Raw genomic sequence first — 15,064 nt, 5'->3', positions numbered from 1 at the left:
AAGGTTACAAAATTTATCATTTTTAGTTATTTAATGTTATTCGTTGTTTAATACTGGCGCTAAAGTTGAGTCACTAAAGAATGTATTTGCATTATATAGATATAATACTTCATCTACATTTTCTGACTTCATAAGCTCATCTATATCTTCATAATAGTATCTTGGGTCAACTAATATAATTTTACTGAAATGAGATGTTAAAAATGGAACAAAACTATTTGCATATGAATCTTTAAAAATAAGCAGTGTTTTGCCACTTGTTGATGCAGTATTGATTTTTACAAGTGGATGATTTCCACCTAAAAATACTTGATACTTATCTTTTTCGTCTAATTTCTCACTTTCATATAAAGTAGCTGTTTTCTTTTGTTCTTCTTCATAATTAACTACTACTTTGTCGTTTTCATCTTTAGGTATATATACTTTTACCTTGTCTTTTTTTGTTTTGTATCCACTTTCAGACGATAATGCACCTACAAAAGAATTAGATACTAACTCTATATCATAATCATCACTATCTTTTTTGCTTAAATCCATAACATCTGCTAGTTTTTGATATGAATAAAATGCTCCTAAACTTGTCCAGTGATGGTCACTTCTATAGAATATATCTTCTTTTTTATGCTCAAGTAATGTTGTATAAGTATCGACAAATTTTATATTTGAATCTAATTTTTGGGCATAATTATCTATATACTCTTGCTGATCTTGTGCTGGTGCTGCCATAGGCAGATTAGAGCCAAGTATGTTAACAGCTGTTGGTGATATCAACATATACTGTTTTACATTTTTGTATTTTTCAGCAAATGTATTTATAGCTTCTAAGTTTTTAGCCACATTTTCTTCATTAGGTTTATCAAATTGATCTAATAAATAACCATCCTTACCTAAATAAACTCCATTAGATTCTTTTTTTAGTAGTAATTTATCTGCTTTTACTTTTACATCATTCCAAAAGTCTCTATTATAAAATTGGTCTACTTTATAATCTTCATATTTACTTATAAATCTTCCTTCTAACAATTTTTCTATTGAAAAACTAGGTTTTGTTTGAAGTACTCTATTTTCAGTTTCTGAGAAACTTCTTTTTTCTCCAAAAGTATTTACTACGACAAAGAATGCCATATAACATATAAATAATGCTGACAGTGATATACAATATTTTTTGCCAAGCTTATGTTTATGTTTTGGCTTGTTCTTTTTAGGTCTATTTTTTATATTTCTATTTTTTGTTTTATATGCTTCAGTCATATTTCCCACCACCTTTAAAATCTAAAATATAAGAATGGATTATAAGTTTCATTAACTAAATAAGCTGTAACTAAAAATAAAACTAAACCATATATAACTAATGATGGATTTATTAATTTATCTCTATATTTTTGAGCAAGACTTTCTAATGTACGTTTTATAATAGGTGTTGAGAATACTATAAGTATCGCAAACATCACTATATTAGTGTATAAATAATAAATTCCTGCTGTATCTACTATTGTATTTCCTGATGCAAAGAACATTATTTTTAAGTAATCAAGTGCAAATCCAAGATCCTCACTTGCAAAGAATAACCATCCTACTATTACAAATAACATTGTATAAATATGTTTTATGCTGTCTGGCACTTTTTCTAAGAAAGATTTTAAAACAAACTTCTCTATTAACAATAAAATACCGTAGTATAATCCCCATACTACGAAATTCCAATTCGCTCCATGCCATAAACCTGTAAGCGCCCAAACTACAAATATATTTCTAATTTGTTTTGGTACACTAACTCTATTTCCACCTAGAGGTATGTATATATACTCTCTAAACCAAGTTCCTAGAGATATATGCCATCTTCTCCAAAACTCAGTAACACTCTTTGATATATATGGATAGTTAAAGTTCTCCATAAATTCAAATCCAAACATTTTTCCTAATCCAATCGCCATGTCTGAGTAAGCGCTGAAGTCGAAGTATATTTGGAAAGTATAAGCTATTATACCTAGCCATGCAGTAAGGACAGATATAGAAGATAATTCTAGTGACGAAATAGTTGTCCATAACATCCCTATATTATTAGCTAGTAAAATTTTCTTTCCTAAACCTTGTATAAATCTTTCAACACCTTCTCCAAATTTAAATACGCTTTCTTGACGAGTATTTAATTGTTCTTCTATAGTTTGGTATTGAACTATAGGTCCCGCAACTAATTGTGGGAACATTGTAACGTATGTTGCAAAATTAATTAAATTATACTGTACTTCAACTTTTCCTAAGTAAACATCTACTATATAAGATAATACTTGGAATGTATAGAACGATATCCCTATTGGAAGTGCTAATCCATCAAAAGGAATATTTAAATTAAATATACTATTTATGTTATTAACGAAAAATCCAAAATATTTAAAAAATCCTAATATACTTACGTTCAAAATAATAGTAAGTATAAATATCCATTTACACTTACTGTAATCATCTCTATTTCTATCTATTAAAATTGCAAGTAAATAATCTATTAAGATTGTACCTATCATTAAAAATACGTATATAGGCTCTCCCCATGCATAGAAAATTAAACTAGCTAGTAATAAAATCGAATTTTTTAATACTCTAGGGCTAACATAATATAGTAATAATGTTATTGGCAAAAATGTAAACAAAAATATAATACTACTGAATACTATTTTAATCGCCTCCCTCTATTGTTTTACTGCCTCTTTAAAAGCTTCTTTTAGTTGTTCTGCATTCTCTGATACTGCAAAAAATACATATTTTCCTTCTGACTTTAATTCATAGTCATTTAATAACGCGCATTGTTGTGGTCCATAACTTCCAAAACTTTGAAGTTGTGAGTTTACTCTATTGTCAATTGTGTCTTTTAAAGAGTCTATTTGTGATTTATCTTTTACTTTTACAATTAACATTTCATCTACTTCCATAGATGATTCAGGAGTATATAATACTACACTGTCAAAATCGCTTGCATTTAAGCCGTAATATCTTTTTAATCCCTTAGTACCTGTCTCTTCCATATTTTCGACAAGCCCTGTTTCTTCTATCGATTTTTGTATATCTTTTGCTGTTAAGTTATCGTTAACTTTTGTACATCCAGTTAAAATTGTACATGCACATACTACAGATACGATAGTTGTTATTGTTTTTTTTAATTTCATCTTTATTATTAACCCTCTCTAGATTCCTATAAGTTGGCTTGTTGTATAAATAAATCTAACCATTTTTTTATACAAGTAACTCCGAAATGTATACCATCAGGTTCATAGTTACCTTCTGACATAATGCTACTAGCATCGATAAATTTTACGCCTTTTTCTTCACATAATTGTTTTAAATCTTGATTCCATTGAGCTATATTTTTAAGATTTGGTTGTTTATTCGCTGCGGCTGTTGTAACTGGTAGTATTGAACAGACGTATATGTTTGAGTTAGGTAATTTAGATTTAACTTTCTCTATAACCTCTCCATATAATTTAATAAATGCATCACTACTTTGAACGCCTACTACATCGTTTATTCCATATGTTAAAAACATATTCTTTGGATACATTCCTATAGCTGTGTCTATATCACCATTTTGTACAGCGGTTGAAAGACTTCTACCTTTTTGTGCAACTACAGAGGCTTGAGTTAATACTCCGTAGGCAGATATTCCTTCAGCTCTTGAGTCGCCAGCTATAACTGATGTCGAAAATTTTTTCTTATAGTCTACTGATGCTGAAGTATCATTTGTATTTACACTTGATACTTGTTCACTTATTCCATGCTGAGCTTTGATATTTTCTATTTGCTCTTCAACCTGTACTACATCTTGAGTTTCTAATTGTTTTATAGCTTCTACACCTTGGGCCACTTGTTGATCTTCTGTGGCATCTGGAGCATTTAAAGCCTTTGCAGAAATTGTAATAATTAATCCAGTAACTGCAAGTCCAAGTACAATTAGAGTTCTCTTGACTTTCTTTTTGAGTCTTATTTAAATCACTCCCCCTCTTAATATTATAAACATCCTACATTTCAATACATATTATAACATTTTATGTTTCTTTATTAAATACTAATAATGTAACAAATATGTCACTGTTTTACAATATGATAAAGTAAAAAAAGTTAGTTTATGATGTTTTACCAAAAACTAACTTTTTTATTAAATATTTTATTAGCAGCAACATCCATCATCAAAATTAAATAATAGTAAAATTATTAATATAACCCAAATCCAGATATTATCATCGTCAAATATATCATCCAAAAAGTCTGTACATAACAACAAAAATACTAAAACAATTATAATTAAAATTCCACCATTAAAATCAAATCCACAATCTCCAAAAAATCTTGAAAGAGTATCTTCTAATTTTGCCATAGCTTCTCCCCCTAAATAAAAAGGTTTTTCTATGTTTAATATATGATTTTCTGTATTGATAAGTTACTTTTATTAAATTTTTATATTTTCATAATATATATTGAAAATATATTTATTTTTATATAGTATATTCAACTTGGGATATTATATTAAAAAAAATTACTATTTATAGAATTTAAAAATAATTCTACTATTTTCTAAATATATATTGAAAATTAATTACTATTATATTAAACTACTATTAAAAATTTAATTATTCAATACAGTTGGAGGTATGAAATGTTTGAAGAAATAAGAGACATAATAGCAGAGCAATTAAGCATAGACGATTTAGATGAGTTAACTTTAGATACTTCTCTGAAAGATGATTTAAATGCTGATTCTTTAGATGCAGTTGAAGTAATCATGGCATTAGAAGATAAATATGATATAGAAATTGCTGAAGAAGACGCTGAAAAATTCAAAACTATCGGCGATATAGTGAATTACATTGAAGAAAATAAATAATAAAGACTTCTATATTTCAGAAGTTAAAAAATAAGCTATAGAAAATAAACGTTTATTTCCTATAGCTTTTTATTTTACAATTTTTTATTTATCAATATGTAAACCTTCGATCTCAATTTTGATGACTTTATAATACATAATTTCTTAAAATACCTATTTTTATATGTTATATTTTCGTATTTTTTGTCATATATTCTATTTTATATGTATAAACTTATCTTTCTGTATATTTTGTATACATTTATTTTCCAAATTATGGTATATTAAATAATAAATTAAAATATACATGAGGTGGTTACTGATGATAGAAAAAAAGTATATTGAGATGGAAGGTGTGTTTTCTGGTAGTAGAGTTATAAACATCTATCTTCCAGATGATTACAATGAAAGAAGAAAGAAATATCCTGTGCTTTATATGTTCGATGGGCATAATTTATTCTTTGATGAAGAAGCTGCTTTCGGTAAATCATGGGGTATGAAAGAATATTTAGATTCTAATAATGTACAATTAATTGTCGTAGGTATTCAATGCAGTTTTGAAGGCAATGAGAGAGTCTCAGAATACTCTCCTTATAATTTAGATAATTATAATGGTGAGTTTATTGAAGGCAAGGGAGATGCTTATTTAAATTGGATGGTAAATGTAATAAAACCTATGATTGATTCTGAGTACAGAACAAAACCCGATAAAAAAAATACGCTTATCGGTGGAAGCTCTTTAGGTGGATTAATGGCAACATATGCTGGAATTAAATACTCTCATATATTCTCAAAATGCGCGTGTTTATCTCCTTCATTTGAATTTTGCTATGATAAATTAATAGCAGAAGCAGTACAAAACGACTCTCAAAGGGGTAGCAAGTTCTTTATGAGTATAGGAAGTAATGAATTAGAACAAAATAATAAATTAGTTGACTTTACTTCTTATATGTTAGAGTTATGCCATACACTTCAATCTAAAGGAGCTATATGTTATCCTAGATTAGTTCCTGGTGGAGAACATAATGAAGCTAGTTGGGAAAAACAAGTGCCTGCTTTTATAGATTTTCTACTTTAATATTTAAAACTAATCTTTTAAATTAATAACATATACAACTAAAAAAAGACTAGCTTAATTTATTGAGCTAGTCTTTTTAGTAAAATATTTATTTAATTATATGCTTTTTTGTAATAGATGGTCTATCCCATTTCTTTAAAATATCTAACATAAACTCTTTTATATTGATTCCATATAATTCGTTTAAGATAGGATTATTTAATACTTCTTGTGGCTCTCCATAAGCTACTATTTGTCCATCTTTCAACATAAGTACATTATCTGCGAAATATTGAACTAAATTTAAATCGTGTAGTACTCCTACTACGATTTTATTATTTACCTTAATCCATTCTTTTAGATTTTCTAATAAATCTATTTGGTTTTTTAAGTCCAAGTGGTTTGTAGGCTCATCAAGTAGTATAATATCCGGGTCTTGAGCGAATACTCTAGCCAAGAAAACTCTTTGTATTTGCCCACCAGAAAGTTCAGTAATAAGCTTATCTTTTATATCTAAAAGTCCGACTTTTTTTATACTATCTAATATGATTTTTTCATCTTGTTTAGATAATTTACTAAATGCTCCTTTGCTATAAGCATATCTACCTAATGCTACAGTATCGTAAATTGTGTATGGAAAATAAATTTGAGTAACTTGGCTCATAAGTCCAACTTTCTTTGCAAATTCTTTTCTATCCATAGATGATACTTCCTCGCCATCAATCATTACACTTCCTCTATATTCTAAGAGATTAGCAATAGATTTTAGAAGTGTACTTTTTCCACATCCATTTGGACCAACTATACATAAATTTTCTCCATTTTTAACTTTAAAATTTATATCTTTTAATATATCTTTTTCATCATATCCACTATAAAGATTTTTAATTTCTAACATAATTATCAACTCGCCTTTTTAAAATAAACATAAGCAAAGAATGGTGCTCCTATAATAGCAGTCACCGCCCCTACTGGTAATTCAGTTGAGTCAAAAATACTTCTTGCAATCAAATCTGTAATTACCATTAAACATCCTCCAAATATAAATGTCATCGGTATTACATATTTATGATTAGATCCAAATATTTTTCTAACAACATGAGGAGCTATCAAGTCTACAAATCCAATTGTACCACTAAGCGATACTGCTCCTCCTGTCAATATTGCTGAAAATACAAATAGTTTTGTCTTTACTTTTGATGTATCTACACCTACAGATTGGGCTTGTTCTTCTCCAAAAGTAAGTATATCCATCTCTTTTGTGTATCTAAGTATGCCTATCATACCGACTAAGCAAAATGGAATTATAAGCCATACATATGTCCAACCTCTCATAGCAAAGCTTCCCATTTGCCAAAGTGCTATACTCTTTAAGTCTTCTGAAAACATCGCAGTTAAAGTTGTAAGTAAGGCATTGACAAATAAAGAAAAAACCATCCCCGCTAATATTATTGTATTATTGGACATGGTTTTGTCAATTTTACTAGAAAATAATATAACTAAATAAACTGTAAAAAGTCCAAATATAAATCCAACAAACGGAAGTGTAAAACCTCCTATTACAGGAATTGTTACTCCTGTTACAATTACAAGACCTGCTCCTAAAGATGCACCTGATGATACACCTAATGTATATGGTGATGCTAGTTGATTTTTTAATATCGATTGTACAACTGCACCACTAGTAGCCAAACACCCTCCTACTAAAAACGCCAATAAAACCCTAGGCAACCTAATCTTCCATATAATAGATACGTCCTTTGGCATTACACCGTCTCTAAGAGGTATATTTATCAATTTATTTGCGATTATAGATATAGTGTCTAACATACTAATATTGGAACTCCCAATGGAAGTTCCAATATAAATAATAAATATAAGTATAAGTATACTAATTGCACACTTTGTTCTATTTGTCTTTGTATTCATCTGGGTATACAGCTTTTGCCATTTCTTTTAAAGCTTTTATTATATTTTGTGTTGGTCTTGAAGATGAGTTTGCATCTATAGAATATACTGCTTTATCTTTTACTGCAGTTATGTTTTCCCATCCAGTTCTACTCATTATTTCTTCTGTTGGATTTTCTACATAGTTAACGTTAGTTAATATAACATCTGGATTTGCATCTATTACAGCTTCTTCACTTGGTGATATCCAAGCATCTTTATCTGCAAATATATTTTTTGCACCTATTATTTGTATCATTTCATTTATGAATGTGTCTTTTCCTACACTGTATAATGTTGGTGCTGGACCTATTTCAAAATAAACTGTCTTTTTATCTTTTATTTTGCTGCCTATTTCTTTTATTGATTCTACATCTTTTTTCATAGAATCGATTATTTCATTTCCTTTATCTTTTTCATTTACAAGTTCAGCTATGAACTCTATGTCTTTATATATACCGTCTATACTGCTACTACTTGGTATATATACAACAGGTATACCTGCATCACTTACTGATTTATATGGATCTTCTGATGAACCTACTTGGTTATATCCTGAAGCTATTACTATATCTGGATCTAACTCAACCATTGCTTCTGCATCTGGATTTTGGAAGTCCATTAATTTAGTGTCTTTGCTTAAACCTTCAATTCCTTCTGAGTATGTATCTGCTGCTATAATTTTATCAGCTAATCCCAACCCAACTAATATTTCTGTATTTGATGGTGCAGTAGATATAATTTTTTCGATTTTTGTTGGAACTTTAACTTCGTTACCAGCTCTGTCAGTTATTGTTTTTTCGCTTTCGCCTTTACTACACCCAACAGAAAATATAAGTGTTAAACATAGTAAAATTGATAATAATTTCTTTTTCATATGAATTCCTCCTCATATACCTTTTTTAAAATTTTTAAAGCTTATATCAAGATTAATCCAGCCAGGGTTTTACCATAATTTGACTATAATCTCCATATATTTTATGATTATAGCAGAATTACAATTTTTTTTGTAACTAAATTTTAAAATAAGCAATAACATTTTGTTATGCTTTTACGATATTATTTTTCAAAATTATAAATTATATGTATCTTTTGCAAAAAAAGAAAAACTAACACAAGGTTAGTTTTTCTTTTAAAATACCGTTCTTATTTTAAAGTAAAATTCTCCACCCCGAAGATTTTCTTATTGTATATAAGGCAGGTCTCCTGGCTTAGCTTCATCCCATTTATTCACCTTCCCGCAAAATAGCAGTGGTTATCGAATAAATAGTCAGCATCACAGTAACGGGGGCTGCGAAGGAATCTCACCTAGCTTCCCTATTAATCTAAATTAGAACCTCTATACCTTTATGCTTTCACGTAATTATAACATAATCTAACATTATTTTAATAGAGTAAAAAGCAACTTCGAATAACTACCATAAAATGAAATTTATGTAAAATTATTTTTCTTCATAGAAAGATATATTTTTTATTACTATATCGAATGTACCATTTTCATTTTTTCTAACACTATATTTCATAGGGTCTTCAAAATCTGATAAATTTGCTTTTATATCAAATCCATTATCTGTTTTTATACTTCTCTTTTTAAGTTTCTTTTCAACCCATTTTTTATCAACTGAAAAGTTTTCAGTTAATCCTTTGTCTTCCATGTGTTCTTTGAAACTTTCTTTTAAATCTTTATCGATTATATTATTTTGAACAAATTCCTCAACATTTATTTCTTCTTTTTCTTTTAATGTATAATTAAGCATACTTCTTATATCTTCTGCTTTTTTCATATCATCTGAAATTGCATTTGTTATCCAATTTTCTGCTGTTGTTTTAAATACTTTTGTTTTATATTTATCATCTTCTATTTTTTTAGCATTTAAAAACGCTGTAACAAACTTTGTTTCTAGTTGTTCTTTTTCAGCATCTTTATCTAATAGTTTAAAATGATATTCATCATTTATACTACTAAGACCTACTAATGCACATTGTTTTGGACGCCCTGTCTCAGGTATTCCAATTTCATTTGATACTATTTGTATATTAAATTTATCTTCTACAAATTCAATTGAATGTGTATAAAGTTTTTTATACTCTAATCTCATTATAGCTACATTTTTTTCATCTTTTACACTGTATAGACAAATAGCTAAGTCACAAGAGTCCATCTCTTCACTTTGTTTCATAATTTCAAATAAATATGCCGCTATTTCTTTTGAATTTTGTAAGAATGTATCTTCGTCATATATAATTTGCTCACAACAGTTTTTAACAATATTATTGTTATAATCGTTAAATTCAGCTTTTCTTAAATCGTCGTCTTTTGAAACTCTGTTTATTATTTTTTGGAAAAATTTATCCACTTCTAAGCTGTTTCTACATTCGTAGTCATTTAATATAGGACTATCGCTATTTTTATCTAGTACGTGTACTATGGATTTATGTATAATCATTTACTTCTCTCCTTTTATCTTAATTTTTCAATTAGCATCTTCATATCATCAGGAATTTCAGCTTTAAACGCTAAAACTTCTTTTGTTCTAGGTTGTTTAAACTTCAGACCATATGCATGTAGAGCCTGTCTTTTTATTAGATTTTCATCAACATAACCATATAGTTCATCTCCTATAATTGGATGGCCTATATGTGCCATGTGTACTCTTATTTGGTGAGTTCTTCCTGTTTCTAATTTAACTTCTACTACAGTAGCATCATTTAATCTTTCTAATACTTTGTAATGAGTAATCGACTCTTGTCCTCTAGGATCTACAACTCTCTTTATGCTGTCATCTGTAGGTCTGTAAATTGGCTCATTTATAGTATTTTCGTCGTCTTTAATGATTCCTTTTACTACTGTTATATATTTCTTTTCAAAATCATCGCTTTTCATCTCACTAGATAATACATGTTGAGCAAATGGATTTTTTGCTACTATTACTAATCCAGATGTATTCATATCTAGTCTATTTACAAATCTTATTTTGACATCTTCGCCCTTTTTAACAATGTAGTCTGTAACTCCATTTGCCATAGTATTTTCAAAGTGGCTCTTTGTCGGATGAACTACCATAAATGGAGGTTTATCTACCATAATTAAATCAAAATCATCATAAATTATATTTAAGTTTAAATCTTGTGGCGCAAAGTTTGCCATATCTTCTTTTATCTCTACTTCTATTAAGTCGCCCTTTTTAACTTTTTTATCTAATTTTTTGAAGTTTTTATTTACTGTAACTGTTTTAAATCTTTTTAATTTAGATGCATATCTAACTGAGAAATTTAATTTATCTAGTAAAATTTCTTTTAGTGTTAAGTCGTCATCTTCATTTATATATGAAATAAGATTATATTTTTGATCTTCTTTTTTGAACAAATTCACACCCACTTCCTTTTTATTAACATATATATTTTACACTAATTTTCAAATATAATGAAGGTAAATATTGTTCCATAAATATCCAATCAACATTAAAAGGAGTATCTCTATGAGAAACTCCTTTTGATATTTATGTAGTTAAATTCAAATAATCTTTATTTTAATTTTATGTCTATTCTGATAGTGTCTCATCATATGATTTGCATACATCTACCCACTTTTCACAATGTGAGTATTTTTCCATCTCATCACAAGTTAATTCTATAGCTGAGTTGCTACTTCCACAAGCGGGAAATACTGTATTAAACCTCTTCATAGATACATCTAAAAACACTTTTACACCTTTATTTTCTATTGCAAATGGACAAACTCCACCTATAGCATGTCCAATATATTTAATGACTTCTTCTGGTGTTAGCATTTTTGCCTTAGTAGCAAATTCTGATTTATATTTTTTATTGTCGATTTTAGCATCACCAGCAACTACTACTAAAATAGCATTGTCTCCTTCTTTATTTTTAAAAGATAAAGTTTTAGCTATTCTCGCTGGTATAACATTAGCCGCTTGTGCTGCTAATTCAACTGTTGCACTTGATTTGTCAAATTCTAAAATGTCATCTTCTCTTCCATATTCCGCAAAATATTCCTTAACTTTTTCTATTGACATTTTTACACCTCTATATTTAGTCTTTACAATATAGTATATCATACATTTCACTTCCCTATACCATTATATAACAAATATTAACATTTATTTGCATCTACTATATATTTCTAAAATTACATTAAATTTATAATAATAATTCTAAATTGTTATAGTCTACAAGAATATGTGTTATAATACATCTTATAAAGAGGTGGGATAATGGAAAGAATTATTACAATTAACTCAAATAATTTACCAAAATCTATAATGACTAAGGATATTTTGACAGATAAATTACAAAAGGCAGGATTTACAGTTTGCGATGAATTTCACCCTGAAACTGAACTTATTATTTCCATAGGTGGAGATGGTTCTTTTTTACAGACGGTACATGACTTTGAATTTCCAGAAGTTCCTATTTTAGGAATAAATACTGGACATTTAGGATTCTTCCCAGACTTTGCTCCATCTGATATAGATCATTTTATTGAATCATATTTAGTTGGAGACTACATAGTTCAAGAAATTCCCGTTCTTCAGTCAACTGTCTGTACTAAATCTAATTGCAATGATGTATTCGCTGTAAATGAAGTCGTTGTAAAAGGATATAAATCTAGAACTATACATTTATCTTTAGGAATAAATGACCACCATGTACAAAATTTTAGTGGTGACGGTCTAATAGTATCAACTTCAACAGGATCTACTGCATATAATTATGCTGCTAGCGGAAGTATAATAGACCCAAGTATAAATGTAATGCAAATTACACCCCTTGCCCCTATAAATACAAATGCTTACAGAAGTTTTACTTCTAGCATTATTTGTTCAAAAGATTCAATCGTAAAAATAGCTCCAGAATATAGATTTGAAGACTCTATATTAATAGTAGTTGACGGAGTCGAATATCAATTTAAACAAATAGTAGATATATCTATATTTGTATCTGATTTAAAAGTAAAACTACTTAGAATGTCAAACTACGAGTTTTGGAGCAGAGTAACTGAAAAGTTCTTATAAAATTTATAAATTTAATATTTCCAGGAGGATAACTATGAAAATAGGTGTAATGAGTGACACACACGGTAGCTTACCTTATTTCGAAAAAGCATTAGACTTATTAGAGGACTGTGATGTAATATTCCATATAGGAGACGTTTTATATCATGGACCTAGAAATGATTTACCAGAAGGATACAACCCTAAAGGTGTGATAGAAAAAATAAACAATCTAGATAATATGATAATAGTTAGAGGAAATTGTGATGCTGATGTAGACCAAATGGTTATAAAACATCCTATTGAAGATGGATATGTTTTAACTGAAGTTGGTAGAGTAACATTCTTATTAGATCACGGATATCTAGAGCCAAAAGAAGAAATTATAAAAAGAGCCAAAGCTAAAGAAGCCAATGTATTAATCTTAGGACATACTCATGTAAAAGAATTATATATGGATGAAGATTTAGTAGTTCTAAATCCAGGAAGTACATCTATACCTAAAGATGGAAGCCATTCTGTAGCTATAATAGAAATCGAGCCTATCGAAGGCAACAATCACCAAGTAGATATGGATATCAATTTAGTAGATATAACTACTGGTGAAATTATAGAATTATAAAAAAATTCGCTAGAATAAAAAAATTGCTAGATTATATCTAGCAATTTTTTTATACAAATATTCTAATTTTGTTTATTCTATTTTTATCGATACTTTCAACGCTAAATTTAACATTTCCAACTTCGATTAATTCATTTTCTTCAGGTATACGTTTTAAATATCCGATTATAAATCCTCCTATAGAATCAAATTCATCTGATTCAAAGTTTATTCCAATTTGCTCATTTACATCTGATATTTTTGTACTACCTTCAACTAAATATTCATTATCACTTACTTTTACAATTTCCTCTTCTTCCTCGTCGTATTCATCGTCTATATCCCCAACGATTACTTCGACTAAGTCTTCTATTGTAAGAAGTCCAGCTGTACCACCGTACTCATCTACAACTATAGCCATTTGACTCTTTTCTTTTTTCATTTCCTCAAGAAGTTGAGTTATCTTTTTAAATTCGTAAGTAAAAAATGCTTCTCTAACGTAATTTTTTATATTAAAGTTTTGTATTTCCTCATCACTTAAGAAAATAATATCTTTTATATTTAATATTCCCACTATATCATCTATACTCTCTTGATATACAGGTAATCTACTTAACTTTTCACTTTTAAATAATTCTATTATTTCATCGTAACTATCTTCTATATTTACAGCTACCATATCTAATCTTTGAATCATAGCTTCTTTTGCTTGCATATCTCCAAATTGGAATACATTATTTATTATTTCGCGTTCTTCAATTTCTAAAACGCCTTCTTCATGACTCACATTTACCATAGCTTTTAATTCTTCTTCTGTTATAAATGGTTTAACTCCGTCATTTTCTATTCCCATAATTTTAAAGATAATACCTGTTAAAAGATTAAATACCCAAACTATCGGTTTTGTAATTTTCATTATTATACTAATTGGTTTAGATACTATAACTGCTATTTTTTCTGGGCTATTTGCTGCGATAGTTTTTGGTGTTATTTCTCCAAAAATTAAAACAAGTACTGTCATTACAGCTGTAGCTATAGCAACTCCTCCATCTCCAAATATATTTATAAATAAAGATGTTGAAACAGATGTTGCAGCTATATTTACCACGTTGTTTCCTACTAAAATTGAACTAAGTAAATCACTTGATTTTTCAATAAGTGAAGATACTAATTTAGCACCTTTTACACCCTCTTCTTCCATATACCTAATTCTAATTTTGCTAAGAGACATTAATGATGTCTCAGATGCTGAGAAAAATCCTGATCCCAACAGTAAAACTATTAATAAACCTATTTGTAATATATTTTCGGTCGAACCCAACCTTTACCACTCTCCTAATTTCGTAAATTTTATATTAGTACTAATTATAGCATAAAAAAAACTAATTTGAAAATATAGTTAAAACTTTACCTAAAAAACATTTTTAAAATTATCTTATCTAATTATAATTATATTATTTGAATTTATTATTAAAAAATAATTAAAATTAACTATAAACTATAAATTACTATAATTGGAAATCATAATTTTAATTAAAATCTTATATCTTAAATTTATATAGCTTTATAATTATACTATATTGTTAAATATA

General features: G+C 28.2%; 16 protein-coding genes and 1 riboswitch. Of the genes, 4 read left to right on the top strand and 12 right to left on the bottom strand.

Annotation, left to right across the window (positions count from 1 at the left end; genetic code table 11):
• Positions 1 to 36: 36 nt before the first annotated feature.
• The 5 genes from ABCM86_RS05480 to ABCM86_RS05460 form a co-directional block, all read right to left on the bottom strand.
• Positions 37 to 1,251, bottom strand: coding sequence for a DHHW family protein (locus tag ABCM86_RS05480; RefSeq protein ID WP_343003665.1), 1,215 nt, complete (start codon positions 1,249 to 1,251; stop codon positions 37 to 39).
• Positions 1,252 to 1,265: 14 nt separating this feature from the next.
• Positions 1,266 to 2,672, bottom strand: a complete 1,407-nt coding sequence (locus ABCM86_RS05475) for an MBOAT family O-acyltransferase (RefSeq protein WP_295762454.1) — start codon at positions 2,670 to 2,672, stop codon at positions 1,266 to 1,268.
• A 15-nt stretch (positions 2,673 to 2,687) separates the two neighbouring features.
• Positions 2,688 to 3,161 carry a DUF4358 domain-containing protein gene (locus tag ABCM86_RS05470; protein ID WP_207743888.1) on the bottom strand — a complete coding sequence of 158 codons (474 nt, stop codon included), beginning with the start codon at positions 3,159 to 3,161 and terminating at the stop codon, positions 2,688 to 2,690.
• Positions 3,162 to 3,187: 26 nt separating this feature from the next.
• Positions 3,188 to 3,856, bottom strand: coding sequence for a GDSL-type esterase/lipase family protein (locus tag ABCM86_RS05465; protein WP_295677805.1), 669 nt, complete (start codon positions 3,854 to 3,856; stop codon positions 3,188 to 3,190).
• A gap of 303 nt (positions 3,857 to 4,159) precedes the next feature.
• On the bottom strand, positions 4,160 to 4,366 hold the full coding sequence (locus ABCM86_RS05460) for a hypothetical protein (RefSeq protein WP_195931640.1): 207 nt from the start codon (positions 4,364 to 4,366) through the stop codon (positions 4,160 to 4,162).
• A gap of 279 nt (positions 4,367 to 4,645) precedes the next feature.
• Between ABCM86_RS05460 and acpP the strand changes: the two genes are divergently transcribed.
• Together acpP and ABCM86_RS05450 are read left to right on the top strand one after the other, a co-directional pair.
• On the top strand, positions 4,646 to 4,873 hold the full coding sequence (gene acpP / locus ABCM86_RS05455) for an acyl carrier protein (protein WP_295677763.1): 228 nt from the start codon (positions 4,646 to 4,648) through the stop codon (positions 4,871 to 4,873).
• Positions 4,874 to 5,174: 301 nt separating this feature from the next.
• Positions 5,175 to 5,930 (top strand): alpha/beta hydrolase-fold protein, encoded by a 756-nt coding sequence (locus tag ABCM86_RS05450; RefSeq protein WP_195931254.1) that lies wholly within the window; start codon positions 5,175 to 5,177, stop codon positions 5,928 to 5,930.
• An 88-nt stretch (positions 5,931 to 6,018) separates the two neighbouring features.
• Here ABCM86_RS05450 and ABCM86_RS05445 read toward each other — a convergent pair whose 3' ends face one another.
• The 6 genes from ABCM86_RS05445 to ABCM86_RS05420 form a co-directional block, all read right to left on the bottom strand.
• Positions 6,019 to 6,807: an ABC transporter ATP-binding protein gene (locus ABCM86_RS05445; protein WP_343003664.1), complete on the bottom strand. Its 789-nt coding sequence runs from the start codon at positions 6,805 to 6,807 to the stop codon at positions 6,019 to 6,021.
• 5 nt (positions 6,808 to 6,812) lie between these two features.
• Complete coding sequence (locus ABCM86_RS05440; RefSeq protein WP_195931251.1) at positions 6,813 to 7,838, bottom strand: iron ABC transporter permease; 1,026 nt, start codon at positions 7,836 to 7,838, stop codon at positions 6,813 to 6,815.
• Positions 7,819 to 8,733, bottom strand: a complete 915-nt coding sequence (locus ABCM86_RS05435; RefSeq protein WP_195931249.1) for an ABC transporter substrate-binding protein — start codon at positions 8,731 to 8,733, stop codon at positions 7,819 to 7,821. The genes ABCM86_RS05440 and ABCM86_RS05435 overlap by 20 nt, the downstream gene beginning before the upstream one ends.
• A 301-nt stretch (positions 8,734 to 9,034) precedes the next feature.
• Positions 9,035 to 9,212, bottom strand: a riboswitch (cobalamin riboswitch).
• 86 nt (positions 9,213 to 9,298) lie between these two features.
• Positions 9,299 to 10,303 (bottom strand): nucleoid-associated protein, encoded by a 1,005-nt coding sequence (locus ABCM86_RS05430; RefSeq protein ID WP_343003663.1) that lies wholly within the window; start codon positions 10,301 to 10,303, stop codon positions 9,299 to 9,301.
• 14 nt (positions 10,304 to 10,317) lie between these two features.
• On the bottom strand, positions 10,318 to 11,229 hold the full coding sequence (locus tag ABCM86_RS05425; RefSeq protein WP_330593232.1) for an RluA family pseudouridine synthase: 912 nt from the start codon (positions 11,227 to 11,229) through the stop codon (positions 10,318 to 10,320).
• Between the two features lie 169 nt (positions 11,230 to 11,398).
• The gene (locus ABCM86_RS05420) at positions 11,399 to 11,893 is read right to left on the bottom strand and encodes a YbaK/EbsC family protein (protein WP_195931258.1); all 495 of its coding nucleotides are present in this window, start codon (positions 11,891 to 11,893) and stop codon (positions 11,399 to 11,401) included.
• Between the two features lie 198 nt (positions 11,894 to 12,091).
• On the opposite strand from ABCM86_RS05420, the gene ABCM86_RS05415 reads away from it, so the two are divergent.
• Together ABCM86_RS05415 and yfcE are read left to right on the top strand one after the other, a co-directional pair.
• Entirely contained in the window at positions 12,092 to 12,892 is an 801-nt protein-coding gene (locus tag ABCM86_RS05415; RefSeq protein ID WP_195931245.1) for an NAD(+)/NADH kinase, read from the top strand.
• 34 nt (positions 12,893 to 12,926) lie between these two features.
• Positions 12,927 to 13,493 (top strand): phosphodiesterase, encoded by a 567-nt coding sequence (yfcE, locus tag ABCM86_RS05410; RefSeq protein ID WP_195931243.1) that lies wholly within the window; start codon positions 12,927 to 12,929, stop codon positions 13,491 to 13,493.
• Between the two features lie 49 nt (positions 13,494 to 13,542).
• Here the strand turns inward: yfcE and ABCM86_RS05405 are convergent, their stop codons facing one another.
• The gene (locus tag ABCM86_RS05405) at positions 13,543 to 14,793 is read right to left on the bottom strand and encodes a hemolysin family protein (protein WP_207743865.1); all 1,251 of its coding nucleotides are present in this window, start codon (positions 14,791 to 14,793) and stop codon (positions 13,543 to 13,545) included.
• Positions 14,794 to 15,064: the final 271 nt, after the last annotated feature.

This window comes from Clostridium sp. 2218st1_F5_2218SCRN_220325, from assembly GCF_039062665.1.
Classification (GTDB): Bacteria; Bacillota; Clostridia; order Peptostreptococcales; family Peptostreptococcaceae; genus Intestinibacter.
The sequence above is the reverse complement of the archived record's forward strand: the minus strand, read 5'-3'. Positions and strand labels throughout refer to the sequence as shown.

Coding starts and splice junctions, on each gene's coding strand:
- ABCM86_RS05430 (WP_343003663.1), bottom strand. CDS start 10,303: ATGATTATACATAAATCCATAGTACACGTACTAGATAAAAATAGCGAT.
- ABCM86_RS05415 (WP_195931245.1), top strand. CDS start 12,092: ATGGAAAGAATTATTACAATTAACTCAAATAATTTACCAAAATCTATA.
- ABCM86_RS05420 (WP_195931258.1), bottom strand. CDS start 11,893: ATGTCAATAGAAAAAGTTAAGGAATATTTTGCGGAATATGGAAGAGAA.
- ABCM86_RS05470 (WP_207743888.1), bottom strand. CDS start 3,161: ATGAAATTAAAAAAAACAATAACAACTATCGTATCTGTAGTATGTGCA.
- ABCM86_RS05445 (WP_343003664.1), bottom strand. CDS start 6,807: ATGTTAGAAATTAAAAATCTTTATAGTGGATATGATGAAAAAGATATA.
- ABCM86_RS05450 (WP_195931254.1), top strand. CDS start 5,175: ATGATAGAAAAAAAGTATATTGAGATGGAAGGTGTGTTTTCTGGTAGT.
- ABCM86_RS05480 (WP_343003665.1), bottom strand. CDS start 1,251: ATGACTGAAGCATATAAAACAAAAAATAGAAATATAAAAAATAGACCT.
- ABCM86_RS05440 (WP_195931251.1), bottom strand. CDS start 7,838: ATGAATACAAAGACAAATAGAACAAAGTGTGCAATTAGTATACTTATA.
- yfcE (WP_195931243.1), top strand. CDS start 12,927: ATGAAAATAGGTGTAATGAGTGACACACACGGTAGCTTACCTTATTTC.
- ABCM86_RS05460 (WP_195931640.1), bottom strand. CDS start 4,366: ATGGCAAAATTAGAAGATACTCTTTCAAGATTTTTTGGAGATTGTGGA.
- acpP (WP_295677763.1), top strand. CDS start 4,646: ATGTTTGAAGAAATAAGAGACATAATAGCAGAGCAATTAAGCATAGAC.
- ABCM86_RS05435 (WP_195931249.1), bottom strand. CDS start 8,733: ATGAAAAAGAAATTATTATCAATTTTACTATGTTTAACACTTATATTT.